Source organism: Rhodococcus sp. P4_B6, assembly GCF_056402215.1.
Map to the genome: position 1 here is coordinate 21,340 of NZ_JBFUHV010000016.1, position 24,378 is coordinate 45,717.

General features: G+C 64.0%; 24 protein-coding genes. 20 read left to right on the plus strand and 4 right to left on the minus strand.

The annotated features are described in order from the left end of the window. Window positions 1–28 precede the first annotated feature (28 nt). On the plus strand, window positions 29–616 hold the full coding sequence (locus tag AC1DWT_RS10455) for a hypothetical protein (RefSeq protein ID WP_477920436.1): 588 nt from the start codon (window positions 29–31) through the stop codon (window positions 614–616). 167 nt (window positions 617–783) lie between these two features. Next, complete coding sequence (locus AC1DWT_RS10460) at window positions 784–1,341, plus strand: hypothetical protein (protein ID WP_477920438.1); 558 nt, start codon at window positions 784–786, stop codon at window positions 1,339–1,341. A 361-nt stretch (window positions 1,342–1,702) separates the two neighbouring features. On the opposite strand, the gene fabG is transcribed toward AC1DWT_RS10460, so the two are convergent. The 3 genes from fabG to AC1DWT_RS10475 form a co-directional block, all read right to left on the minus strand. Beyond that, complete coding sequence (fabG, locus tag AC1DWT_RS10465; RefSeq protein WP_005245106.1) at window positions 1,703–2,428, minus strand: 3-oxoacyl-ACP reductase FabG; 726 nt, start codon at window positions 2,426–2,428, stop codon at window positions 1,703–1,705. A 26-nt stretch (window positions 2,429–2,454) separates the two neighbouring features. Next, entirely contained in the window at window positions 2,455–3,411 is a 957-nt protein-coding gene (locus tag AC1DWT_RS10470; protein WP_005245105.1) for a hypothetical protein, read from the minus strand. Window positions 3,412–3,843: 432 nt separating this feature from the next. Beyond that, entirely contained in the window at window positions 3,844–4,290 is a 447-nt protein-coding gene (locus tag AC1DWT_RS10475; protein ID WP_005245104.1) for a helix-turn-helix domain-containing protein, read from the minus strand. 709 nt (window positions 4,291–4,999) lie between these two features. Between AC1DWT_RS10475 and AC1DWT_RS10480 the strand changes: the two genes are divergently transcribed. The 11 genes from AC1DWT_RS10480 (at window position 5,000) to AC1DWT_RS10530 (ending at window position 15,418) form a co-directional block, all read left to right on the plus strand. Then, window positions 5,000–5,269 (plus strand): hypothetical protein, encoded by a 270-nt coding sequence (locus tag AC1DWT_RS10480; protein WP_143767486.1) that lies wholly within the window; start codon window positions 5,000–5,002, stop codon window positions 5,267–5,269. Then, the gene (locus AC1DWT_RS10485; protein WP_005245102.1) at window positions 5,266–5,793 is read left to right on the plus strand and encodes a hypothetical protein; all 528 of its coding nucleotides are present in this window, start codon (window positions 5,266–5,268) and stop codon (window positions 5,791–5,793) included. Before AC1DWT_RS10480 ends, AC1DWT_RS10485 begins: the two co-directional genes overlap by 4 nt. After that, window positions 5,790–6,095 (plus strand): hypothetical protein, encoded by a 306-nt coding sequence (locus tag AC1DWT_RS10490; RefSeq protein ID WP_005245101.1) that lies wholly within the window; start codon window positions 5,790–5,792, stop codon window positions 6,093–6,095. The genes AC1DWT_RS10485 and AC1DWT_RS10490 overlap by 4 nt, the downstream gene beginning before the upstream one ends. A gap of 231 nt (window positions 6,096–6,326) precedes the next feature. After that, window positions 6,327–6,584, plus strand: coding sequence for a hypothetical protein (locus tag AC1DWT_RS10495; protein ID WP_005245100.1), 258 nt, complete (start codon window positions 6,327–6,329; stop codon window positions 6,582–6,584). A 2,043-nt stretch (window positions 6,585–8,627) separates the two neighbouring features. After that, entirely contained in the window at window positions 8,628–9,209 is a 582-nt protein-coding gene (locus tag AC1DWT_RS10500; RefSeq protein ID WP_477920443.1) for a hypothetical protein, read from the plus strand. 412 nt (window positions 9,210–9,621) lie between these two features. Then, on the plus strand, window positions 9,622–10,614 hold the full coding sequence (locus AC1DWT_RS10505) for a hypothetical protein (protein WP_477920444.1): 993 nt from the start codon (window positions 9,622–9,624) through the stop codon (window positions 10,612–10,614). A gap of 12 nt (window positions 10,615–10,626) precedes the next feature. Then, window positions 10,627–10,857, plus strand: a complete 231-nt coding sequence (locus AC1DWT_RS10510; RefSeq protein WP_477920446.1) for a hypothetical protein — start codon at window positions 10,627–10,629, stop codon at window positions 10,855–10,857. Window positions 10,858–12,145: 1,288 nt separating this feature from the next. Then, the gene (locus tag AC1DWT_RS10515; RefSeq protein ID WP_005572408.1) at window positions 12,146–12,928 is read left to right on the plus strand and encodes a ParA family protein; all 783 of its coding nucleotides are present in this window, start codon (window positions 12,146–12,148) and stop codon (window positions 12,926–12,928) included. Continuing rightward, the gene (locus tag AC1DWT_RS10520; protein ID WP_133988359.1) at window positions 12,925–13,296 is read left to right on the plus strand and encodes a hypothetical protein; all 372 of its coding nucleotides are present in this window, start codon (window positions 12,925–12,927) and stop codon (window positions 13,294–13,296) included. The genes AC1DWT_RS10515 and AC1DWT_RS10520 overlap by 4 nt, the downstream gene beginning before the upstream one ends. Before the next feature lie 155 nt (window positions 13,297–13,451). Beyond that, window positions 13,452–14,735 carry a DUF2637 domain-containing protein gene (locus AC1DWT_RS10525; protein WP_477920449.1) on the plus strand — a complete coding sequence of 428 codons (1,284 nt, stop codon included), beginning with the start codon at window positions 13,452–13,454 and terminating at the stop codon, window positions 14,733–14,735. A gap of 374 nt (window positions 14,736–15,109) precedes the next feature. Next, on the plus strand, window positions 15,110–15,418 hold the full coding sequence (locus tag AC1DWT_RS10530) for a hypothetical protein (RefSeq protein WP_005574595.1): 309 nt from the start codon (window positions 15,110–15,112) through the stop codon (window positions 15,416–15,418). A 784-nt stretch (window positions 15,419–16,202) separates the two neighbouring features. On the opposite strand, the gene AC1DWT_RS10535 is transcribed toward AC1DWT_RS10530, so the two are convergent. Further along, window positions 16,203–17,147 (minus strand): phospholipase D family protein, encoded by a 945-nt coding sequence (locus tag AC1DWT_RS10535; RefSeq protein WP_477920451.1) that lies wholly within the window; start codon window positions 17,145–17,147, stop codon window positions 16,203–16,205. A gap of 263 nt (window positions 17,148–17,410) precedes the next feature. On the opposite strand from AC1DWT_RS10535, the gene AC1DWT_RS10540 reads away from it, so the two are divergent. The 7 genes from AC1DWT_RS10540 to AC1DWT_RS10570 all read left to right on the plus strand — a co-directional run bounded on the left by AC1DWT_RS10540 (window position 17,411) and on the right by AC1DWT_RS10570 (window position 23,828). Further along, window positions 17,411–17,644, plus strand: coding sequence for a hypothetical protein (locus tag AC1DWT_RS10540; protein WP_477920453.1), 234 nt, complete (start codon window positions 17,411–17,413; stop codon window positions 17,642–17,644). 127 nt (window positions 17,645–17,771) lie between these two features. Further along, the gene (locus tag AC1DWT_RS10545) at window positions 17,772–17,942 is read left to right on the plus strand and encodes a hypothetical protein (protein WP_005245088.1); all 171 of its coding nucleotides are present in this window, start codon (window positions 17,772–17,774) and stop codon (window positions 17,940–17,942) included. Between the two features lie 238 nt (window positions 17,943–18,180). Beyond that, complete coding sequence (locus AC1DWT_RS10550) at window positions 18,181–18,525, plus strand: hypothetical protein (RefSeq protein WP_477920455.1); 345 nt, start codon at window positions 18,181–18,183, stop codon at window positions 18,523–18,525. Then, window positions 18,522–20,528, plus strand: coding sequence for a hypothetical protein (locus AC1DWT_RS10555; RefSeq protein WP_477920457.1), 2,007 nt, complete (start codon window positions 18,522–18,524; stop codon window positions 20,526–20,528). Before AC1DWT_RS10550 ends, AC1DWT_RS10555 begins: the two co-directional genes overlap by 4 nt. Next, window positions 20,528–21,325 carry a hypothetical protein gene (locus AC1DWT_RS10560; RefSeq protein WP_477920459.1) on the plus strand — a complete coding sequence of 266 codons (798 nt, stop codon included), beginning with the start codon at window positions 20,528–20,530 and terminating at the stop codon, window positions 21,323–21,325. The genes AC1DWT_RS10555 and AC1DWT_RS10560 overlap by 1 nt, the downstream gene beginning before the upstream one ends. 245 nt (window positions 21,326–21,570) lie before the next feature. Beyond that, the gene (locus AC1DWT_RS10565; protein WP_477920460.1) at window positions 21,571–23,571 is read left to right on the plus strand and encodes a cutinase family protein; all 2,001 of its coding nucleotides are present in this window, start codon (window positions 21,571–21,573) and stop codon (window positions 23,569–23,571) included. Then, on the plus strand, window positions 23,568–23,828 hold the full coding sequence (locus AC1DWT_RS10570) for a hypothetical protein (RefSeq protein ID WP_477920462.1): 261 nt from the start codon (window positions 23,568–23,570) through the stop codon (window positions 23,826–23,828). Before AC1DWT_RS10565 ends, AC1DWT_RS10570 begins: the two co-directional genes overlap by 4 nt. Window positions 23,829–24,378 lie beyond the last annotated feature (550 nt).

A 24,378-nucleotide genomic window follows, 5' to 3' on the forward strand; every position in this document is an offset into this window, starting at 1 on the left:
CAAATTCGCGGACAGAAAGGAACTGGAGATGACGGTTCGTAAGGTCCTGGTCGTTCTCTTCCTGACTATCACGGCCGGTCTTCTCGTATACCTGCAGTTCGGTCGCGACGACCGAGACGACCCGGACGCGGGCGCCCCGCCGGCCACCACAAGCAGCCACCCAACGACAACGAGCGCCACCGTCGCACCCGAGGACACGACCCCACAGCAATCGCCCGGCGCCCGTGCGGCCGAAGATGCGGCCCGTCAAGGCTTGACGGTGGCATTCACTTGGAACCCGGCAACTGACGGTTCCCCTTCCGATGCGTATGCCCGGGCCCGCCCATGGTTTACCGAGGCATTCTCTGCCCGCACGATCGTCGACGGCGGCCCTGAGCGCGGGCCCGGCATTCAGTGGGACCAGTGGGCGAACCAGGGCGCCAAAGTGGTTGCCGACGTCGACCTTGGATGTTCGGGATGCCCACCAGACTCCGACACCGTCGTCCACCGTGTCGCCACCATTTCTCAAACCGCCATCGTCGGCGACCAGACCGAAAAGGTCACTCCCGACACCAACGTGTGGATCACGCTCACCCGAAACAACGAACGATGGCTCATCGACAACATCCGCTACTGACCACCGACATGCTCCGGCAACGCTCGCGGCCGGGCCTCCGGAACACGAGACAGGCGGTAGGCGTTGGGTTTTACCACCAGCGACATGCTATCTTCCCAGTTCAGGGGCCTGGCTTATGGTCTGCATCAGGGGATTTCACTCCCCACCGTTGATCGAGAAGGGCTGAGATGAGGAAATCACCACTCGCTGCTGCCGCTGCGGCAACCGTCACGGCGGTCGGTCTATCCCTGGCAGCCTGCTCCAGCTCGGAGTCCGAGACGGGCAACGCCGGAACGGTTTCCCCACCCGTGGACACGTCGGTCAAAGACCAATGGGAGGACGCGATCTCCATCGGGGTCGGCAACAAGCAGGGCACCGGCCTCGTCACCCAGTCCGCGGCTGACCAGGTCACCGCGCGCTGCATCGATGACGGCGACAACCTCAAGATCGAGTTCACGGCGCCGGACGGTTGGCAGGCGGTGCTCACGCACGGCTCTCAGATCGTGAAGGTGAAGAACGACGATCTCGGCTACCCCGAGCACGACTTCGAGACCAGAGAAGGGATCATCGAGGCGACTCAGCCTAAGAAGGATGAGCCCAACCGCTTTTCGATGGGCGTCACCTGGGACAAGCCCGGGCCCGGCGAGGTCGAGGTCCAGCTCGAGGACGAGACACCCCCACACTGGGTGGTCGACTCGCCGTACAAGGAATTCGCGATGTACGCCCACATCACCTGCGCAAGCTGACGAGTTCCCGACATCCATCTGTCAGGGACGTGTCATCTGCACTGATCAACACCGGTTTGCTCGCTTCACTTCTCCAACTACAAGTACCCAAGGAGGCCTCGATGGCATTCCACACTCCGTACGGACCCTCACGCCCTGCGCCGCCGATCACCGGACGACCACGTCCCCACAGCGCGGCGCAGCCACAGGATGGTCCGTCAACGACCGAGATGATCCATTCCCGGATCTTCAGCGACTTCCGCCCGGACCGGTCATCTCACCGAAGCTGATTGCATTTCCCCGGACGCAGAAGGCTGGGGCACTTCCGAGGAAGTGCCCCAGCCTCAGGGACGTGTCGTCTATGCAGTTCAGAGACTAAATTTCAGTGCCCCATACCGATGCCACCGTCGACATTGATGACGGTTCCGGTGATGTAGGCAGCACCCGGGCTCAGCAGGAATGCCGCGGTGGCAGCGACCTCTTCCGGCTTGCCGAACCGGCCCAGAGGAATGTGCGACAGCGCCGTCTCGACGACCTTGTCGCTGACCGCCGCGGCCATGTCGGTCTCAGTGAAGCCGGGAGCGATCACATTGGCCGTGATGCCACGGGAGCCGAGTTCGCGGGCCAGTGAACGGGTGATACCGACGACGCCGGCCTTGGCCGCGGTGTAGTTCACCTGACCTGGCATGCCCGAAAGGCCGCTGGCCGAGCCGATGACCACGATGCGGCCGGCACGGTGCTTGAGCATGTTGCGAGTCGCGCGCTTGGTGACCCGGAAGACGCCGGTCAGGTTGGTGTCGATCACGCGGATGAACTGCTCACTGCTCATGCGCATCACGAGGGTGTCGTCGGTGATGCCGGCGTTGGCGACGACGCCTTCGATGGGACCGTCTTCGGTCTCGACATGGGTGAACGCGCGGTCGACCGAGTCGTCATCGGTCACATCGCATTCGACGCCGTGGACGCCGTCCGGTACTGCGGAGCCACGGTGCGTGCCCCACACGGTGTGCCCCTCTTTAACGAGATGGCTGGCGATCGCGGCGCCGATTCCTCGGTTGGCTCCGGTGACGAGGACGCGCAAGGGTTTACCTCCAGGTAGTGATTTCATCGTTCGGAAAGATGTAGTGGGAAATATCAGACCGGTGCCGGAACGGCGTCTTCCTCGACCAGCAGGATGATAGCGACCGGGTCGCCATGCTTCTCACGCGCCGAGTGCAGCGCGAAGGTCGACGCTATGAAGCGCTCGCCGTTGATTTCAAGCTTCTGGTCAGATGGCGTCTGGCCGTCCGTTCGGGTCAACTCGTCGAGATTGACCTGCTCCATGACCTGCGTGATCCGATCCTCCCCGAGCGGCGCGAGACGGCCGATCGTGGTCAGCGGGATCTTGTCTCGGGCTTCGACGAGAAGCAGCGTGGCGTTGCTGAACCGGATGAGGGACGAGATATTAGCTTCCAGCTCACGGTGTTCGATCTTGAGTGTGAGGCCGTAGAGATGCCGCTGGTTGCCCTCATTGGTGACGCGCAGGCGGCAACTCGACCACATATGGACGTACTCATCCCCGCCGGGACGCAAGCTCCAGTAGCTCTGGATGAGATCGCCGTCGTCACCGGTCAAGGCGTCGTAGTAGCCGCCGACCATCGAAAAGGCGTCCTCAGGGTTAAGCCAGGTGAATAGGTGCTGGACATGACGTTCCTCACCGGCCTGCCGGCCGTCCCCGATCATGCCGGGATCGTCGCCACTGGTACGCGTGGTCTTTGCCGTCATATCCAGGACCCAGGCGTTGTAGGTCGGGCGCGGATTCGGCTTGCGCGAGCCCACCCAGAGAATCAGTCCCACGGGTGTGCCGTCGGCTGCGTCGATCTGATGCGTCTCGACATTCAGTCCGTCGACCGCTGGAATGGAACGCCCGTCGAGGGTCGCTTCCACTACCGCGCGCACGACTGCCTCCCCGGCCCTATCGAAACCGAGTTCGCTCGCGCATCGCTTCAGCCGACGGGCGACCCGCTCTCCCGCCGCCGAGTGGATGAACACTTCCCCTGTATGCCGGGTGCCGATGATATCGACAGCCAGCCACATCCCCTGGATAGCCATTGCGACAGCATATGGGAGGTACCCGTTGACATTTCGCGGCGCCCGGCTAACCCACGACGATTCGATAACACGTTCTCGGTTGCCCTGAAATAGCCCAACTCCCGAGTTCCGCAACACGCAACGACTTTCCATCGCTTCGTCTTGCACATGCGTTACACCGGTTGGTATGTTTTCCGCTGCGACCGCAGGGTGCAGGCACCCCCGGACCGCAAGCACCGACCGGTGAGCGATTCCTGGTTGGAAGCAGATGGCCTGCGCGGCAAGCGCGTTGGGTCCGCTTTCAGCTACCCAGAATCAGGGGAACCGGTAATGCTCACTCTCACTTCGCTTCTCGGCGGTAACTCTTCGTCCGCTGTCGCTGCGCATCCAGTTTCGCTACCCAACTCGCCACAGAAGGTCGGACCTGAGCCGTCGCCGTTTCCGCTTCATCGGTCAGGCGGGCGTGCCCGGCGGGCGGCTCCGCGCGCGTTCGTACGACTCTCGCAACTCGCCGTCCGGGATTCCGAGAGCGGCGGACAGCTTTGCGGCAACATCCTCGGTGAGACGAGCCTCGCCGCGCTCAATCGCCCCGACCATCGTTGTGCTGATGCCGGCCTTGCGGCCGAGTTCCGGCTGGGTGAGACCGAGGAGAATGCGCCAGTCACCGGGGTACCGCCCCGCGGACGGGACGACGACGAGGTCCGACACCTCAAGGCCGAGCGCGCGCACCACCTTCGCCAGGTGGTCGATCTGCGGCGACCGAGCGCCGGTCTCCCAACGACCGATCGCGGTCTCGGTGACATCGGAAACGCGCGCGAGATCCCCGCGGGACATGCCCGCTTTCTCCCGCGCCTCCTTGAGACGCGTCGGGGCGAAGCCGCGGATTACTTTTCGAGACACGAGCCGGGCTCTCCATGCGACAGGGTGACCTTCATTGCTAGACACCATGCGCCTCCAGATATAGGCTCGACACACCGTCCTTCAATAACGGTACGGTTTGTCGGTACACTCCAGCGCTCGTATCGAGGAGGATGACACCAGAACAAATGAGAAGTCCCCTGGTCGTTAGCACCGACCAGGGGACCCCGTAGCCAAACCGACTGTTAGCCGCAGCCGGAGAGCCGAGAAGTCGAGGGTTAGCCGCCCTCGCTTCGAATGCAGAAATGGACCCTCTGCCATGAGTACGTTAGTTGGCGCGTCAACTTCGCGCCTAGTTCCTACTGAGATCGATACCAATCCGCGGCATGTTATCGCTGCTCACCGACGCGTAGACGGACGATGCTCCGGTTGCGGGCACATCGCCACCAAGGATCAGCCGCTCTGCTCCGCCGCCACCCGCGCCCTGCGAATCCTTGCCGACCGCGGCACGCGGCCGACCTGCGTTCGAGCGCTCGTCGACCACTCCGACAGCGAGCTGTTAAGCCTCGCCGACGAGCACACCGGGGATCATCGGTGCCCCCGCTGCGGCTTCGTGTACTCGGCGACCGTTCGGTTCTGCCCCACGTACCGCCGTATCCGTGATGTGCTTGAGTCCCGGCGACTGGTGCACATAACCCCCGGCTCCTCCCCCGCTCGCGGTCTCTGCGCCGGTAAAGGAGCAGGCTGGACGGTGACGGGCATCGATCTGTCATCTTGGCGTAAGGCCATGGATATCTGCTCGGCTTGCCCGCTCCTCATGAAGTGCAGGGAGGAACTGAACACTCAACTCGATCTTGGTCAGCTGCCCCGCGAACAGATCGTCGCGGCCGTGCTGTTCAGCACGACCGGACGAGCCGTCACCCGCGCCGAGCTCGACGATTATGCGATTCGCCGCGGCCGCACCGCCGCATCATCTCGACGCCCATCAAGTGCCTCCAGAATTCGCGAGGTCGCGGCATGACGTCACTCGCCGACCGGGTGTATCTGATGGCCAGCGGGAAAGCAATGACCCCCGCCACCGAAGGACCAGCGGAGATTCGCTGGAACTGGTTCGCAGACCTATACGACAACCCACGCTGGGGCCTCAGCACCATCCCGGGCTTTACCGCATCGGCCGCCCACACTGTGGCCGAACTCTGCCGGGCAACCTCTACCGATCCGACAGCGGATGCTGACGTAGTTGCAGATCAGGTCAACGCTCTCGCAGCACGCTGGCAGGCCATCGATCGGCTTGCCGCGATCAAAGGTGGCCGTGCACAATCCGAGGCCGCCGACTACGCGTGGACCGCAGTCGCCGCCTCTTCAGTCGACGCCTACGACTACCTGGCCGGCATCGAGTTTAGCGGTACCGAGGCGGTCTCCTGCGCGTTCTGGGGCCAACTCGCCACCCAACCCTCCGACCTCGCCGAGGTCCGTATCAACGCAGCTATCAACGCCTGGGAGTCAAGTCGTTGTCAGGGTCCGGCGACAGGAGTCGCAGCATGACCACCGTCCATGCTCTCGACTTCCACGGGCGCCAGTGGGAACTCGTCCCGATACAGGATGTCATCCACGCCAGGAACGTTGCGGACGGCGTCACGATACCTACCGTGCTTTCCGAGCAACTTCTCGCCGAATGCGGTCCTTTGGTGATCTCGGCTGAGGCGCCGACCCTGAGTGTGGGCGCCCGAGAAGAGCTCGCCGATGTCATCGACTTGGTCGTGACGGACCCTGAGACGGCTTCCGTTGAGCAGATCCGTGAGGTCGCTTCGCTCGCCCGTCTACTTCTCCACCGACATCCCGCGTAGCAGCACAGATCTAGCGCGCCTCAGACCAGGTCAGATCTGTCCCGATCACCCAACCCTGTCGCGCCTGCTGGAAGCGGGCTTGCTTGAACCCCGCGGCCACATCCATTCAATGCTGACCCACCGATTCGTGCACGAAAGGCAGCCACCTTTGATGACCACTTCAGTCACATGCGACACACCGAACAGCACGGGTTACCCGTATCGGTTACAGGTTCGATCTAGGGTTTCCTCATGGCACAGCACAACAAGGGCCCCCGCGGGCAAATCGCTACCCGCGCGCCCCTCAGACACCACAAGGTTTACGAGAGTCGGGCAGCCGAACTCGGCATCCCTGCTGGCGACTACTCCGTGCTTATCCTCGCCATCACGCACGGACTGGACATTCCGGATTACATCAGCGAGAAGATTCGACCGGAACAACTCCGGTTACTTGAAATCGAGGCTGCAGGGTCGCTGCATCGCATCGAGCAATTGGCGATGGGCGCATGAACGACACCTGAACACGGAACAACCCCCAGGGCTTGGCGGCGTCGGGGGTTGTCCGTGTATGAAATTTCGGGACCTTACCAGCTCCCTGACCACCACTACCTCGAAAGGAAGAGGCGGTGCTTACTCCATGATAACGCACGGCCGCAACTCTGCCTTGCCTGCGAACCTCCAGTCAGTCACGTGTCTGTCTCAACGAGACCACATGCCGACTACGACACTCGCGCACGGGCGAGACCCTTTCGACGGCGCTACCTCTGTGTTGGCTTACCAGGGCGCCCAATACGCGACGGAATCTGCGGGTTCTGATCTGCGACTTCCGGTGCTGCTTGGGAGCGCACCGGCCCTTCCAACTGAGGAAGGCGGTGGGCCTGGCGAATAGCGGATCGGAACTTCCTCGATAGCTAATTCAAGAGCGGCGGTACAAGCCAAAGGGACCCCCGGCGGGGGTGGGTTTATCCAATGAATCCCGATGGGAGGACTGGCAGGTCCTCCCCGTCTAGGGCGATCGTCTGGCAGGACGGTCATTCCCTGAGGTGAGTAGAAGAAGTTAGCAGCCTCTTCAACTCGGTACTGCATTCCCCGAAGGGACTACCTGTGCTAGGTACGTCTGAGGATAAACCATGCCTTGACGCCTTTTCCACGGTTCAACACTCCGATCTCGGCGTGTCGTGGGATAAATCACACAACTCGCCGATTTCCCAAACCACGCAACCGGAAACGCACCCACTTCAGACCCCGTGGATTGACGGCCTGCGACAACTCAACACGGACACCGATCAGCGCGGAAAATCCTGGACGCTGCCCATCAACCCCGGCCAAGAAGCAACCATCCCGATCTGGACAAGCCGCGACGGATGGATGCGACAGGTCCGATACGCAATCACCAAGACCGCCGACGGCCGCGCCGCAACCGCCCGACACAGGATCGGCGTCGAAAGTATGGTCGCCATCGCTGCCGCGCACGCGTCGTCAGCCGACTCGAAAACTGGGCGCCGCGTCACTGCCACAGTTCAGAACCTCGCCGCCCGAGCAGGTGTGTCCGAATCGGTGGTCAAACGAGGTCGACGCGTGTTGAAAGCACTACACCTGGGCTACGAGCTGGTACGAGGCCGCACCCTCACTACGCGCGAATTCCAAGCCGCAGAAGTCCACCACGGTGGGCGTCAGCACCGCGCTGCCAGCGTATGGGCTCTATCCTCCCCACCTGATCTCGTCGCAGCCACCCCCGCTCCCCCACAACTAAAGAAGCGCGGGAGCTCCCACCGCAGGACATACCGCCCGGCGGAGCACGCTCGCCACACCGCCACGAAGGGTTCGAATCCCAATCCACAAGCCCGCGACCGTGACCCCCTATCTTTGAGTGGTTTTTCCCCGAAGGGGATCTCTTGTAGAGAAGTAATCACCAAACGCGCGTACGCGCGCGAGAACCGACCCTCATCCTCGAATCAGACGAACCCGCGCCCGATGAATCTCCAACGAGCCGCCTCCGCGCTGGTCGCTGCAGCTCCAGTCATCGCACCCAGTGGCCACATCGGAGCCGTGTGCGACGTCATCGAGCGTTCAGGAATCGACACCACCCACTGGACAGGACGGGATATCGCCCAAGCTTTGACGGCTGACACGGTGTCGCGAGGTGAGCTCTGGCCCAACGCAGTGCGCTCGCCAATCGGATACTTGACATGGCGTTTGTCCAGACTCGACTGGTCGGGTCCCTCCCCCAGTGAGCAACGCGCCACAGAGGCCGCGCGCAGCGCACAGCTGCGGGCTGCACGTGACGCCGAACGCGAGCGAGCTCGTCGCGCAACGGCCTCACCTGAGCGCCGAAAGGCATTCATGGAACAGATCCGCGCCACCCTAGCGCCCCAAAGGCAGGCAGCCTAACCATGCTCATCGATCCTCGTCACACCATCCACACGCGGGAACGCTGGTCGGAACGGCCGCGGACGAGAATCACCGCGCCGAGCGACATCCCACTCTCTACCGTGTCTGGGCCATATCCTGCGAGAAACACCGTGGCCGACTCGCACAGAACGGAGTGCGCTCGTGGGTAAGAACACCGTGTCCCGATCGACCCAACGCCACCCACGGGTCGATGTCAGCCGAGTCCAGGCGCATCCCCGCATTAGCCGCAACGCAGACTCGATCCGCGAACGTCTCCGCAACGGTGCCAAAACAGTCGTGGTTGACACTGCAGGTCAGCTAATCGAACTCGACGAGAAAACCTTCGCATCGGCCGGCGACGAGTGGACCTTGCGTTTTACCGCTGGATCGCAAGCACGGATTCATCTCGACTCACCACTACCCGCGACCGCTCACATCGTCGCCACTGACGCGACGACCGTGGAAGTCACCGGGCAAGTTCATGTCTGGGCCTACACCCACGCGACGGTTACAGCCTTCGATCAGTGCCGGGTTGTAGCACACAATCACGCATTCATCAGAGCGTGTGACCACTCGGCTGTGTGGGCCGACGACAATGTCGTTGTCCACGCCTACGACGAGGCCACGGTCCAGGCTAGAGATCACGCGATTCTTGCCCTTTCCGATGAGGCACGCGCAGTCGTGGAAACCGCAGTCGTGGTTCGCGGTCCAGCTCGCAATAACGTCACCATGAGGGACACCTGATGCCTGATCGCGGGCAGACGCAGCTCTAACACCGCACCACCTGCCCACCCACCAGCAGTTCCAAGATGGCCTCGTATGCCTGGCCATCGAAGTCGACCCTCTCGCACGGCAGGCGGTTCACCGCGTATTCGTTGATGAAGACATTTCAACGACGCACGACCCCAGCGAGCGCGCTCACCGGGCAAGGCGTACTTCCAGGATGTTCGGCAGCCAAGTAACCTAACCTGGCGCTGCTAGCAATGCGAGCTAGCAGCGCCAGGTAGCACTAGCTATTGCGAATAGTTAGGCGAGCATTGATGTCTCGGCTATCTACAGTTTCTGTCACGTGACGGCAGATACGGACGTCGCCGGAATCTCACCGGACGGCGCGTCGTGATGGCACCTTGGTCGGTGTCTGTGGTGGACTGCGAATATGCCCAAGAGCCGAGGCCGCCGCAAGGGCGGCAAAAGCCGACCCGTGCGTCGTGCTCCCCGGCAACTCCACCCCGCCGAGCTTCTGCTGCGCGACGCCCGGCAACTCCTCGAAATCGACGATGTGCTCACCGCTGAGACCTGGGCCAGCGGCTGGCTCGGCGAGGCGTGGTCGACGGCGGCAGTAACCGAACGCGAGCCCGAGCATCAACTGTGTATGCAGGTCACAGGCAGAGCATGCACCACACCGTCTCCGCACTCACTGGCCGCGATCGACGCGCTCGCGCGGGTCGCACCTGCGGCCGACCTTTCCATGCTGACCGACACCCTCGACATCTTGGCCGAAACCCAACCACTGCCGGCCTGGCACACCGTCGAGCCGTGGACTCCGACCGTGGCGTGGCGCGCGGTCGACGTGTACGAGAGCGAACGGGTCCTGTTCATTGACTACGACGGACCCCACCCACACACATTGATGGCACATATCTACCACGTTGGCGGGCTGATGATTGACAAGCTCGCTCTCCTGAATCCCGGCGCAGCCACCGCGTGGGATCCGCTGCGCGAGCCCGACGAGGCACCGATGCCGCTCCAGTCGGCCCCGGTCGCCGAGGTACTCGCTGATCTCGCGCACGCGTTGCGCACCACCGACATGACCTGGCCCCGCACCGACGACGAGGACTTTTGCGATCACCGGGCGCTGGCATGGTCCCGCTGCCGGGACTACCTGCCAGAATGGCCCGAACACGCCGGAATTCCCGAGCAGAGGCGCCGCCAATTGGTCGAGGACTTCCTCACCGATATCGGAAGCGACGACGACGTGAGCCGGTCGCTGGCCGAGCTGTTCCTGGACTATGGCGACGGCTACATCGGCGCCGGACCGCTGTGCTGGAGCCCGGGCGAGGTGATGTTGCTGCTTACAGATTGGCTTCCCCGCAAAGCAGTCCTCGACGCCGACCAACGCAACGCACTGCCCTTTCTGTTGCGCCGATGACTGACCTTCGCGTTGACCCAACAGGGGATCGACCGCCAGTGGATCGGCCTCGTCGTTGATGCTGTCGACACCTTCTTACCTGAGTTCCATGACGCGTTCGACAATGAAACTGCCTGGGGCCCCGGCAAACAGGTGGTCGCAGCGCTTTCCGAGCGAGGCGTCGACCTCACCGACCGCCACGCCGTCGACGACGCTATTCGGCAACTCAACGCCGAACAACTTGCCCACCGATTACTGCCCTGAACCGTCAGCTGTGAGCTCACCCGATTCACACGTCGTGCCGATTCCTTCTGAACCTGGGGAGTGCTTTCGCGCGACGCGCTGCCCAGCGAATGTGCGCTCGTTGGGAAAGCGGTGTAACCGCACTGTGCGATGCTAGTAAGGCTACCTAGCGTTGCTAGAGAAACTAAATAGCATAGTAACGCTATTCTGGCTATCTCGAATAGCTATGCGAGCGTTGATTGCCCGCCCGCCTACTCCTGCTAGGAGTGACGTAGTAGCTAGCGGTGAAGCGACCGTTGCACTAAGGCCGCTGGCGGAAGTAGCACTTCTCTCGCACCGAGATAAGGACGCTAGCCTAGCTAGCGGAGCGCGGCTTGCCCGAAACTCGTGCTCGGTTGATCCGGTGCGAGATCTGCTCGGGCAGCATGTCGAGCTGTGAAGACTCGAAGCCGGCCTGCCCTGTTTCGCCGTGTTCCGCAGTGCCTAGGCGGATGCGATCTGGTGGAGGGATGCGTTTCGCGTGACGGTGCCTCGTGCATAGTTGTGGCGGCGAACCCCTTACCTGCTGAAATATCAACGCTAGCTCCTATAGCATTGACGGGATCTACTTTGGTAGCAGGAGGGGAAGCACACCTATCCGAGCTATCTGGGCTATCGTCTCTAGTCTTCATATCGCGGACAGTTCTGCTACGGAGACGATCACAGCTACTCGTTGTAGCGCAGCAATTCTCGCAATCGTCGCTATCAGAGAGATGCCACCAACGATATCTACGTGAGCTAGACGCCATATGAGCGCTACAGTAGCGCCGTGTTCTATGGACGCTCGCATGTCTAGGCTGACTCGCCTTTCAAGCCTTACTAGGCTGGCTACGCAGTCTAGGGATCGTAGGGTAGCTCGCAGAGCTATGAGTGCGAACATAACTACGAGCGCGATGCTTGCTAGACAAGTCTGATTATCGATCATTGCTGTCATCGCTATAGGCGCAGTCATATCTAACTTCGCTATGAAAACTAGTGCAGTAAGTGTTGCGAGCAAAGCGATTACAGACACCGTAAATAGGGTCGCAATTGTAGAGATCATAGCTATGTCTGCGTCCACAGCGTCGATCGCTACGAAAGCCAAACTAGAGACGCTAGTTACGCTATGCACGCTATCTCACCTAGCAAAGGACGCTAGCGTTGCTCGGCGTGTCGAGCTAGCTCAGCAGCCAAGCCTGGCTATGCTCCCTACGCGAGCGTGCGAAGTTGCACTAACGCTCATCGCGCGCATCTGGAAGTCTCCTGGCCACGACGGAACGGAAACCAAGTCATGACACGCAAATGCGCGATCTGCAATCAGAAAGGGGGAGTGGGCAAGACCGCCACGACCCTCGGTCTCGCGAGCGCAATAAGCAACGCCGGCGGACACGTCCTCATTGTCGACGTCGACCCCCAGGGCAACGCCACCAACGGCGTAGGCGTCACCATCACCGACGAGATGATGACAACCTACGACCTGATGAGCCGAACCGAGTCGGGCACAGCGATCGACGCCGTCATTGCCACCCCATGGGACGGCGTCGATCTGATCCCGGCCGACCAGACGCTCGCGAACATCGAATCGGATGGGGCCAACGACCTCATCTTCCGCCTCGACATCGCCTTCGAGGGCCTCGACCTCTCCGCCTACGACGCAGTCCTCTTCGACTGCCCACCGTCGCTCGGCAAACTCCTCTTCGCCGTCTTCTGTGCAGTAGACGGGGTCATCGCAGTAACCGAGCCCACCATCGACAGCGTTCAAGGCGTCACCAAGCTCTTCGAAACCGTCGAGAACGTCCAGCGACGCCCCAACCCGAACCTGGCTATCGACAAGATCGTCCTCAGCCGACAGCGGGGGACAGGCGAACACCGATTCCGCGAGAGCGAACTACGCGAGGTCTACGGCGACCTCGTCGCGCGCACCACCATCCCGGAATACGCCACGCGGCAGGACGCACACAGCGCGCGCACCCCGATCCACAAATTCACAGGCGGAAAATCGCTGTCATTGCAGCTCGCCTACACCGACCTTCTCAACGAACTACCCATCAAGACCGCAGGAGCGACCGTATGAGCGTCCAACGTGAACCCGCTATCCGCAGGCCGGCGCACCCTGCCGCAGATCTTCCTGAGCGCCCCCGGGTCGTCAAAGACCCCACACCGGCCGCCGTCGACGAGCAGCCGACGCAACTTCCGACCGAATCGACGATCAGACCCGTCGCCGACGTGCCCGTCACATCGGTCGTGTCTCCTGCACCCGAGGCGGCATCGCCTGTTGAGAAGCTCAGCGAACAACACAACGTACGGTTGCGGCCTTCGACCAAGGCCCGCCTGACACGCGGCGTAGACAAGCTGCGCTACGAGACCGGAGATCGGAGCATCACCATCTCGTCCGTCACCGACGCCGCTCTCATCGAATACCTGACCAAAAACGGCTGCTAGCACCGACAGCGACGATAGCTAGCGTTGTTAGGTGGGTGTTGGAGTGCAAGTTATGCCGACCGCAACGCACTGACCGAGCCGACATAAGGAGGCCCCCGCCGATTGCGCCGGCGGGGGCCCCGTGGACCGGGACCCCGTGGAAGGAAACCCCGATCATGAACGACCTTAGTATCCGAGCAGCACGAATCCAGCTCCGCGCCCTCATTGCCGCCCTAATCGTTGCGATCGTCATTGCGGTCGGCATCACCACCGGAGCGTTCGTGCTGTCGTTCGCCGTCCAACGCGACCTCGCATTGCAGGCCGGAATCCCTCACTACCTCACCTGGATCTTCCCCGCCATTGTCGACGGCGCAATCCTCGGCGCAACGATCGCCATCGTTGCGCTAAGCAAAATCAACGGCAGCGCAACGGGGAAACATTTCTTCCTCTGGCTCGCAGTGGTCGTCGTCTTCATCAGCGTCTTCGGCAACGCCTACCACGCCTACCGCGCCGGGGAAGCCGCCGCACGGAGTGCTGCAGCTGGCATCGACCTGGGATACACCCCACTGACTCCAACCGGCGCATCGCTCATTGCAGTCATCCCGCCGCTCTTGGTCCTAGCTTTCACCCACGGTGTCGGAATCCTCATCAAGGCCATCGGCACCGCCCACACCGAGTACACCGCGGTCGTCCGAGACACTCCTGACCGCGAACATCGGGACGACGCGGCCCATTACCCGACGGTGGCGGCTGAATCGATGCCGACAACCGAACTGAACGTTGGCCATATTGCGGACATCGCTACTCCGCGCATTGCGCAGGACCCCGACGTTGCGCCGCGCATTGCTCAGGACCATGACGTTGCGGCGGACCCCGACGTTGCGGCGCGCATTGCTCAGACCGTTGCGCAGTTCGCCGACGTTGCCACGGCAGACGACTCCTCGGCAGTCGACGACAGTAGTGAGGCCGCCGTGACCGGACCTGAGAGTTCTACGCGCGTTGCGGATGCCGCGCAACCAACCGCAACGAACCCAGATGACCTCACCGATGTTGCGACCCTCACCGAGGAGCACGTTGCGCGCAGTGCACTGGACGGACGCAATGCCGATGCACTGAAGGTCGGCAATGCGCTCGAGGACTCGCAGGAGCCATTCGTGTTGCCGGACGAGGCCCAGACCATCGAGAACCTGCTCGACTTCATCGAAACGTGCGCCGACTTCGAGCCTGTAGTGAAGGAGACGGCCCGACTGCGGATCATCGAACAGCACAGTTACGCGGAGATCGCCACACTCACGCGGGCTAAGGCCGCAAGCACCGCAATGCGCCGGTTCGACAAGGTTGCGCAACGCGCGGTCGACGCCGGGTTCCGGACGCCCCCGTTGCCGGAACTCGAGGACATTGCGGACGGACGCAATGCGGCAACGCTCGATCCGCAGTACACATTGGTCGGGACACCCTGATCACACGCCCCGGCAAGGCGGCGACCGCCAGTCCCTAGTCTCCGCGGCTCGACTGGGGAGACGACCGACCAACAGAACGAAGGACACCCCACACCCAGGGAATCCCGAACCGCCGCAACACCCAGCGCCTCTGACCGCAACACGGCCCGACGTTGCAGACCAACCAGATGGAGTTGCAACGCAACGCCGACAGTGCGAGATTGGCAACGCAATGTCCGATTCGGATGCAACGGACAACCGGACGTGTGGGCCGCTAAGCGGACGCAACAACGTCGGCGATCATTTGCGCATTGCAGGTGGGCGAGCGCCGCGTTGCAAGTTGGACGCTGGTCATTTACACAGTTCACCTAAGAAGAGTGGATGAGGGAGCGGTTGTGGAATGGTTCGTATCGTTTTGGGATCTGGAGACTCAGCGGACATCGGTGCGCGCGGGGGAAGCGTCCAATCGCGTTGACGCCATGACTCAGGTCATCGCCACTGGGCGCGAGCTGGCGCGCCGCGACGACGGGTCGGTGGTCAATAAGACTGCCCACATCCGTATCGGAACAGAGCTGGCGGTGGTGGCCGGGTTCGACAATCCACACCTCAGCGACGAAAACCTGCGCTGCCGTATCGAGGCCGCCATCACCGCGAAGCAACAACACGCCCGCACGATGCAGCAACGTATATCCGTCGAGTTGTAGTTGCGGTCTCCTCGGGGGTACCTGGTGACGCTGACATCCGCCGCAGGCACACCCATCCAGCCACTCGATCTCGAAGTGGGCGAGTAGATCCGGTTCCACATTGCCCCTCGGGCCAATGTTGTTTCGGACGTCAACGCCGTCGGCGCGGCACACTAAGGTCACGAGCTGGTTGAGCCCGGTCTCGGCAAATGCCATCGCGGCCGCTTGAGTCGTTCGACGGTGCCGCGGGGTGTCAGTGCGCGGTCCGACGCTCTAGATGGGTGGGTATCGATCAGTTGCGGAACGGTTGGCGAACCCATCTCACGCGGCGCTGGTGGCAGGGGAGAGCGGACAGAATTTCATCACTGTGACGTAAATGCCCGGGCCTGGACGGTTGTCTGTTTTCTTCACCGGGGGCCGGATGGCGGCCGCGGAAATGGCAACGTCACGAATTGTGCTCCGGAACGCGCCGCGACCGTGACTGCAAGGCGGAGATAGCTAACTCCGCTACGCTAGCTAGCATTGCAATTGTAGGTTGCGTATTGCGCAACAGAACGCACCCGTCGTGTTTACAGACCGTCCCTCGATTGTTGGCTCACCGGGCCGACCTCGAACAACGGGTCGACGAGATGTAGAAGGTAGTACTACCCAGGGTGATGTTGGCAGCACCGCATCAGCACCGCATCGGCACCGTTCGAGCGGCGCGCAGCAGTGTCGCGGTATCTAGTGCCGTCTAGTGTTTCAACAGTCGGGCTCGTCGGTTCTGCGGAGCTGACTCTCACACTGACGCAGGCTCGCTGAGGGATCACAGGTCCCACAACCCCAGCAACGCGGACCTAAGGCCAGGGGAGCGGACGTAGTGGTCGGTCCGCAGCCGTGACCCGGGGTGCCCGAGATCGGTCAGCGCCTTCTCGGCGCCTGGGAGGGGGAGCGGTGACAGGCCGGTGCGCAGGCGCAGGAAGTACAGAACCGCTCCACCGGACCGTGGGATCTTCATGGGGCCGGACACCACGACCGCCGGCGCGTAAATCCACTCGTCATCGGCGGAGACGAAGATGATCACGTCGCCCCGCTTCACCCCGCTGGGCCTGTCGAGGCGAAGCGATTCGAGCTGGTACTTCGCCGCCGGGCCGCCGCGGCTGTGATGGCGGCCCCGCTGCTCGTCGAGGACCTGTTGTTCGGTGCGGGTGGGTTCGTAGTCGACGGCGTGTTTGACGAACATCCGGGTCACCGGCGTCGGCAGGAAATCGGTCTCGGTGCGAACCCTGCCGGTGACCCCGGGCAGTGGGACCGCGCGGCCGATCTCCCACTCCAGGATCGCGTCGTCGAGGAACACCTGATCGACCTCGGTGATCTCGTCCAGGTTGTCGATGAACTTACGGACACCGGCGACGATCTGGGGGTCGTCGGTGATGACCACCGCATCATCGGCCAGGGTGGAGTTTTCCGACGCGTTCGCCGACCCGATCACCGCCCGGGTGTTGGTCGCGATCACCTTGGCGTGCAGGGTCGGCGACGACAGCACCCGCACCCCCTTGTTCAGGTAGTACGCGAGGGCGGCGGGGGAGGTGGCGTGCGCCCGGACCGCAGCCTTGGAGGCGTTGACGACCAACAGGTCCCCGGCGCGCAGCGGGAGCAGGGTGGGTGCGTCCTGTCCGAGGTAGCCGATCGCGGCGTATCGGGCGCCGCGGGTGCGGATGGCGCGGGTGATGTGCGGCCACGGACTCGGCCCGTGGAAGGTGGTCCCCATACCGACAGACGGTAACCGGCCGGCCTTGCGTGTGGTGCCGGTCCCTGGCAACGCTAAAAGGAAGCTCAACGGGGGCGCCGCCGGTCCGGCGCGCCCCGGTGAGGTCGACGGCGGCGCGGGGGCGGGCTGACCGCGGTCGCCTGGGGTGCATCATCCGGTCGAATCTCGGTTGCGGACAACGCATCGGCGTCGGCGTCGACCCCGACCGGCGGCTCGCTCGTACGCTATGAGCACCACGAAACGAGACCGGCGGGAGAAGGATGATGAGTTACGAAGCGATCTACGACGGGGTCCGCTATCCACTCGCCGATGCGGCCGCCGCCCACAGTCTCGAGGACGACATCCGGGGCCTCTTCGCAGACAACGGCAACGGCAAGGGTGGATTCGTCGGTTTCGTCAGCCAGAACTCGACGGTACGGCTCCTGATCACGCCGGCGACTCCGATCGCGATTCGGGGCAGCGACGAGCCGAACCCGACCGTCGTCCACCGCTGGTAGCCCCGCCCCAGCCGACACCCTCCATCGGACCGCGACGGTGTGTCCGCCCAATGGACCAGGGGTTGTCAGCGAGACTTTCGGCAACGATCCACCGTCAGCAAAGGAGGTAGGGTGCCCGGCCTCATCTTTGGGTGGTGTCACCTACGGCATCAGCCAGACCAGATTCGAGGCCACCCGCGAGCTGCTCGCACGGTTCGCCGAGGGACACACCCTGGGAGTGGCGATGTCCCTCACCCATGACGGCGCCCGGCACCACCTGTTCATCACCCCTGGGGTACCGATCACGCTGGTGGAATGACGACTCCGCAGTGGTCGCATCATGACGGTTTCCGGCGGAGACACTGCCCGGGCAGTGTCTCCGGCGAGGCCGCCACCAGCGGCGTTAATGCCCTCGGCGGGAGGTGACACCCCGTCACAGTCTGGGCGCAACTCTGCACGCAAACATGCCAGCGAAGATACCGGCAACACGGCGCGTAGTGGGTAGGGTGAGGTCCGCGCACGTACACGGGTGGCACACCGAACACGAGTGGGTGGGGATGGCGAAGGTAGGAAATTCCGAGGGCGGCGCCCGCCGCCGCCCGACCGGGGCCGGACGAGCAGCCGTAGGGGCGGCGAAGCGCGCTTCCGGTGCGGGAGACTTCGGTGGTGCGGGAACGCCGAGTCCGGAGTTGACGGCGAAGCTGGAACCTCGGAAGGGCCCGGCGAAGGTTCCGCTCAATACCCGGGTCCTGGCCTCGACGGAGGCCCGGTTGAACTGGCTGGTGAACGATCGCCAATCCACGGTGACCAATGTCGTGGACGTGGCCCTGCAGGAGTTCTTCGACCGCTGCAGCGTCCCGCCGGCAGATCATGACGGCCGGATCACCGAGCAGGAGTCATGAGCAGTCCGTGGGAACAGATACCCCTGTTCGCACTGCCCGAGACAACCCTGACGACCTCTCCCGCTTCCACCGATGATGTTCTCCCCATCGATGATGACGTTCTCTCCGACGACGACGCTTTCTCTGTCGATGCTGATGTCTTCGTCGAAGCCGATCAGGCGGGCTCTGAGCAAGCCGCTGCCGCCCACCCCGCATCGCCCGAGCGGTCGGATGCCGCCGAAGCCGACGACGCCCCGACCCCGCCGACACCCGAGACGGACAGCGAAGCGGTGGACGGCGACGAAGTGGACGACGACGCGGCTGTCAGCGACACGGCTGTCAGCGACACGGCTGTCAGCGACACGGCTGGCAACGACGCGGCCGATCCGCCGGTGTGGGAGGCATTGCCGGCCGGAGAAGAAGCCGATGGCCATGCGTTGATCGTGACCGCCGACGGGACCTACACACCGTCCGGGCGGGAGTTGACCGGTCCCGTCGATTCGGTCGAGAAGCTGGACAAACTGATCCGCTGGGCCTCGCTGACACCGTTGGGAGCGCCCGCGCAGATCTGGGTCGTCGGACAGGCCGCGTGCGAGCTGCTCGGGTGGATCATCGACCCCGGCAGCGAAGACGACGTCGACGACATGGAGGCCCTCCGCAACCGCGCCGCCCAGGAATTGACCGCCGTCCTCCAGGCCACCCTGACACCGATGCTGAACGCGGGGTGGGAACTCCGTGGCGATCCCGGGCACGTGGTGCACCTGTCCCGCTCGATCGGGAACTTCACCTCGATGGTCGATGTGGTGATCGAACCGTACGTGTGGACGTACTGGAACAAGGACTTCGGTTGGCACAACCGGGTCGGCGACATGGGCATCCTCGGCTCACCGACGGCCGGAACGTATCTGCCGGACGAGGACCTCCCGGCGGCGCGTGAACTCGGTCGCCGGTTGGCCTGGTGCGCCAAGCACCTCGGGGTGCTCCCGGGACCGACGCCCGCGCGGACCGGCGCCGCCCTCGTCGACAAGATCAAGCGGGAACGCACCCGCAGCGGCAAAGGCATCGTCGTCACCACACCCGGCTCGGTCCCACCCCTCGATGGCCCGCCACGTGGAGACCTCGAACCCGCTGTCGGCTGGACCCGCGTCCCCGACGCGCCGGATCTCGACGGGACGAGCCGGTTGGTGTCGATCGACCAACGCGCCGCCTACCTCGCCTCCGCGGGCATGCTCGAATTCGGCTACGGGCAGCCCAAACACCTGACCGGTAACAATGCCGCGGCTGCGGCGGTGGGGGAGAAGGGTGCACCGTTCGGGCTGTGGCGGATCACCCTGCCGCCCGGGCAGACGCTGTCACTTCCCGGGAAGTTACCCCTGCCGCACCCCCACATGCTCACTGACCAACCGGTGCAGACCTGGGTGACCACGGTCAGCCTCGACGGACTGTGCTCACCGGTGGCGGACGGAGGAATCGGCGCCGATCTCGACGACCTCGACATCACCGAGGCCTGGGTCTACCCACAGCAGGGCCGGGCGCTGGACAAGTGGGCCAAAATCCTGCGCGAGGCCCGCAAGGCCGCGGTGGACACCGAGGACGACGCGACGAAGCGGTTCCTCGGCACCTGTTACAAGGGCTACATCGGGCGAATGGTCAACCCGGACATGTGGACTGCGAAGCAGATGCAACATCACCACCAACCGCTCTGGCGTGCGTCGATCATCGCGCACTGCCGGTGGCGCGGCCGCCGTGTCGCGATGCGGATCGCCCGCGAACACGGCCGCTGGCCGGTCCGCACCGTCACCGACTCCTGGGTGTACCTCCTTGCCGATGGCGAGGACATCGCCGACGCAAGCGAGGCGCTGGGGAAGATGTCGGTCGAGAAAGACGTGGTCCTCACCGACACACTCCTGTCCGCCTTCACGTCGGCCCAGGACGTGCACGAGGTGAACCTCGCGATCAAGGCGGCCTTCGCCGACAACGAGGACGCCGCCGCCGCCGACGACGAAGGGGAGGGGGTCCTCTGATGGCCCTGCATCTCCCGAAGCCGCGCACCAAAAAGCCTGCGCAGGAGGCGGTCGGCCTCGACGGCCTCAAGGTTTCCGTGGCCAACGCCGCGACCAGCGGTGTCGAAAAGTCCAAGCAGGTCAAAAGCGGGGGACTGGCCGGACTGACCAGCAAGGTCTCGGTCAAACAACTGCGTAAGGAACTCGGCAACGAGGGCCTGCGGCAGGCCGCGATCGATGCCGGCCGCACACCCCCATCCGCGCGCACACTGCGCCGGTGGGCCCAGCAAGGCCGGATCCCGCACGCCGACGTCGTCGAGCGAGCCCAGCGCCGTGCGGCGATCGAACGCCTCGGCGGCATCGACGCCGTGGCCGCCAAGATCGGCCGGTCCCGCTCCGCCGTCTCCCGGTACCGGTCCGGGGAAACCAGCGAGTTGCGGGCCGACGCCAGCAAGAAACTCAAAACCGTGAAGGCGCAGGACATCATGAAACGCGCCGGAGTGTTGCGGCCGGACGGAACTCCGAAGAAGGCGGTCATCCGCGTCAGGGGTGGTGTCATGGTCCGCAACGGCGCCGACGAGGGATACGACTACCGGGTCCGGACACTGGATTTCGCGAACTCCGACACCCCGTTCACCAGTGAGGAGTCCCGCGAACTGGCCGCCGCGCTGGCGAATGACGATCACGCCCGCGTCGTGGCACTGCTGGAGCGGCACGCCACCCTCGACTACCCGGAGAACAAGGGCTTCGACAAGTACAGCGACCAGTTCGGATTCCACTTCGACCACATCGACTCCGTCCACATCGACTGGATCTGATCTAGAGGGGACGTGCCGTTTCCGCAGGTCCTACCGCGGGAAGAGACGTCGGCGTGCGCGGTGGGTCGGGCGGCAGGCGACGTGCGAATGAGGGTTATCCACATACCCCGTTGAATCTGGCTGCCGAATTCGGTCACCGTATGCACCTCACCTCATCGGTGTGTGTTCTTCGGAGGCTGCGTGTGGCATCCCGGAGCCGCATCGAGGGGTGAGCTTCATAGCTCGCCGCTACAGATGAGGTGCCCATGCCCGCAAGACGTTCGAGAGCCCGCAGCGTGTTTGCTCTCGTTGTGTGCGCGACCGTCGCCGGAGGCGGTGTCGCGGTGACCGCCCCCGCGATCGCGCACGCCGACCCCACCGGTTGTGCGGCGACGTTCAATCTGCTCATCCCCGGCACCTGGGAAACCGATGAGAACGCCGACCCCCACCAAGCGGTGGGGATCCTCCAACCGGTCGCCGACGCCATCACCACTGCCCACGGTGACCGGGCAGAGGTCTACACCCTCCCGTACATGGCCCGCGCGTTCGACAACGGACACACCTACGCCGACAGCAAGATCGACGCCCTCACCAAGGCCGAGGCGGTACTCACCGACGTGGCAAGAAGGTGTAAGGACACGAGGTTCACGATCACCGGCTACTCCCAGGGCGCCGACGCCGCCGGCGATCTTGCCTCGCAGATCGGCAACGACCACGGGCCGGTGCCCGCCAACCGGGTGCTGGCCGTGGGCCTGCTCGCTGACCCCGGCGCCGGTACCAAGGGCTCCGCCGTTGTGGGCCCGCGCACCTCCGGTCACGGCATTGCCGACCCACGCCCGGAGGGAATGGGCAAGCTCTCCGGCCGGGTTGCTTCGATCTGTGATCCCGGGGACTTGTACTGCTCGATCCGCAAGGGCGACAACCCTCTACTGGGCTCGCTCGGGTCGATTCTGAGCAAGACCCCCAGCACGGACGGTGACACCAGCAACACCGGCGACACCAGCAAAGTCGACGGAAATGCTCAGTTGGCTACCGCGCTGACCTCGGACTTCTCCGGGGCCGACCTGCCCGCACTGGGCGAGGGTGTTACCGCACTCTCCCAGCAGCTCTCGCAGCCGAACATTGATGTCGGCGCGGTGGCCGCGACCGCATCGTCCCTCGCCACGACACTCGCGCCGATCGTGGATTTGATCGACTCCGGGGCCGCTCACGCTGCCACCGGGCAGCTTGCCGCCGCCCCGGTGGGCAGCCCCGAACACAGTGCCTCCCAGGTGTTGTCGAAGGCCGGGGCATCTGATCTGTCCACCGCGCTGACCACGGTGACGACGATCGCCGACACCGCGGGGAAGCTGGCCGAGTCGAGCTCGTCGACCGTGGCCGGGGCATCGGAAGACTTGCCGCAGCTGTCGGTCGCGGCCACTACCCTCGGTGGCCAGGTCGCCCCGCTGACCTCGGTTCCCGCCGATGCGCTCGCATCGGCCTCGACTGTGCTGTCGGTGCTCAAACCCGCCACGGTCGTCAACCAGGTGCTCAACGTCGCCACCGGGGTGACCGCGCTCGACGTCCCCGGCATCCTGAACAACCTCACGGTGCTGCCGCAGAAGGTCGCCGCCCTCGACGCCCACGGCGCGCACCAGGTGGCGGGGGAGCTGAACAACCAGTTCGCGCCGTTGGTGAAGATGGCCGCGGCCGTGGATCTGCGCTGGGTGTCACAGATCCTGTCGGTCATCCCGGACCCCACCGGGTACACCCAGATCGCCGCATTGGTGGCGTCCATCCTGGGAGGTGTCGACGTCATCCGGCTGGCCACCCTCATCGGCGAGATCCAGGAAATCGCCTGGACCGCGGTGGAGAAACTGCTGCCGCCACCCGGGCAATTGCCCGACCCGCTCGGAGCCGGTGCCGCGATGGTCGGCCTGCTGCCCGTCGGCCTCGACCTGGCCTCGGTGGCGGTGAACATGCTCTCCGGCAAGGCCACCAAGACCCCACCGGAACTACTCGGCGAAGCCTCGAACGCGGCGACCGGCATCAGCACCCACACGGAGAACGTTGATCTGCCGGCGTTGACCGGCTCGCTGACGACCATGGCGAGGTCCCAGGGTGCCGAGGACCTGACCGCCCTGGTCGGCGAAGGCCTGCAGGCCGCGAGTTTCTTCACCTCCGGTGCCCACACCAACTACAACACTCTGGTCGTCGACAACGTCGGCCGCAACGCGATCACCTGGCTGTCCGACTGGCTCAATCTGCAGATCGGACGGTCCGTATGACCTCCCGCGCCCACAACCCCGCCGCCCGCTGGACCTTCTGCACTCTGTGTCATCACCGCGGCTATCACAGCCGCGCCGACGCCAAAGCGGTCCGCAGAAGGCACCCCGGCGAGAAGGGACTCGCCGTGTTCGTCTGCCCGCACACCACCGGGCTGTTCCACCTCGGGCACCGCCCCGACGCGCTGAGCAACGGGCAGATCGACCGGCAACGACTGCGCAACCAAGCGGCCCGAACAGTAGGCGACCGACGAGGATGAGCTGCCACAGCGCCACGACCCGTCCCCCGATCGCCCTGCCGTTCAGTGCCCTCTGTTTCGGGGTCACCGGCCACCACCCTGGCATCGCCGACCATCGCGCCCCACTGCGATCCGCAGATGACTGGCCGCTAACCGTCCATTCGGGGCTACAACCTGGACGAACAGCACTCCCCGCGAGCAGATCCCGCTTGCAACATCAAAGCGTGACCTTGTAATGTCTGTTCTGGTGGGCGGCGAGGTGATTCTCGGACATCTGCTGCCCGAGGCAGGCTGGCGTGCAACGGACCGGGGCGGGGGTGTGCACGACATGCCCCACGGCACCGTACTCAGTGCGCCCGTGCACCCGGCTGGGCGGCGATGTAACCGCCTCGCCCGCTCCAAGTTCGGCGGTCGACCCGTGTGTGGGGACGTGCCGTCTGCCCAGAAAGATGCCCCGATGTGCCGCTCGAAAGCCCACGGAAGTGGTCGCCGCTGTCCCGGTTGCGGAAGCTACAAGGCCGCTGCGAAAGCCAACGCGAACAGGCGATTGGGCCGTGAAGCTCGGAAAAAG

Bases quoted from the DNA above. Each gene is read 5' to 3' on its own strand.
- AC1DWT_RS10455 (WP_477920436.1), top strand. From the start codon at position 29: ATGACGGTTCGTAAGGTCCTGGTCGTTCTCTTCCTGACTATCACGGCC.
- AC1DWT_RS10460 (WP_477920438.1), top strand. From the start codon at position 784: ATGAGGAAATCACCACTCGCTGCTGCCGCTGCGGCAACCGTCACGGCG.
- fabG (WP_005245106.1), bottom strand. From the start codon at position 2,428: ATGAAATCACTACCTGGAGGTAAACCCTTGCGCGTCCTCGTCACCGGA.
- AC1DWT_RS10470 (WP_005245105.1), bottom strand. From the start codon at position 3,411: ATGGCTATCCAGGGGATGTGGCTGGCTGTCGATATCATCGGCACCCGG.
- AC1DWT_RS10485 (WP_005245102.1), top strand. From the start codon at position 5,266: ATGACGTCACTCGCCGACCGGGTGTATCTGATGGCCAGCGGGAAAGCA.
- AC1DWT_RS10490 (WP_005245101.1), top strand. From the start codon at position 5,790: ATGACCACCGTCCATGCTCTCGACTTCCACGGGCGCCAGTGGGAACTC.
- AC1DWT_RS10495 (WP_005245100.1), top strand. From the start codon at position 6,327: ATGGCACAGCACAACAAGGGCCCCCGCGGGCAAATCGCTACCCGCGCG.
- AC1DWT_RS10505 (WP_477920444.1), top strand. From the start codon at position 9,622: ATGCCCAAGAGCCGAGGCCGCCGCAAGGGCGGCAAAAGCCGACCCGTG.
- AC1DWT_RS10515 (WP_005572408.1), top strand. From the start codon at position 12,146: ATGACACGCAAATGCGCGATCTGCAATCAGAAAGGGGGAGTGGGCAAG.
- AC1DWT_RS10520 (WP_133988359.1), top strand. From the start codon at position 12,925: ATGAGCGTCCAACGTGAACCCGCTATCCGCAGGCCGGCGCACCCTGCC.
- AC1DWT_RS10525 (WP_477920449.1), top strand. From the start codon at position 13,452: ATGAACGACCTTAGTATCCGAGCAGCACGAATCCAGCTCCGCGCCCTC.
- AC1DWT_RS10535 (WP_477920451.1), bottom strand. From the start codon at position 17,147: ATGGGGACCACCTTCCACGGGCCGAGTCCGTGGCCGCACATCACCCGC.
- AC1DWT_RS10540 (WP_477920453.1), top strand. From the start codon at position 17,411: ATGAGTTACGAAGCGATCTACGACGGGGTCCGCTATCCACTCGCCGAT.
- AC1DWT_RS10550 (WP_477920455.1), top strand. From the start codon at position 18,181: ATGGCGAAGGTAGGAAATTCCGAGGGCGGCGCCCGCCGCCGCCCGACC.
- AC1DWT_RS10555 (WP_477920457.1), top strand. From the start codon at position 18,522: ATGAGCAGTCCGTGGGAACAGATACCCCTGTTCGCACTGCCCGAGACA.
- AC1DWT_RS10560 (WP_477920459.1), top strand. From the start codon at position 20,528: ATGGCCCTGCATCTCCCGAAGCCGCGCACCAAAAAGCCTGCGCAGGAG.
- AC1DWT_RS10565 (WP_477920460.1), top strand. From the start codon at position 21,571: ATGCCCGCAAGACGTTCGAGAGCCCGCAGCGTGTTTGCTCTCGTTGTG.
- AC1DWT_RS10570 (WP_477920462.1), top strand. From the start codon at position 23,568: ATGACCTCCCGCGCCCACAACCCCGCCGCCCGCTGGACCTTCTGCACT.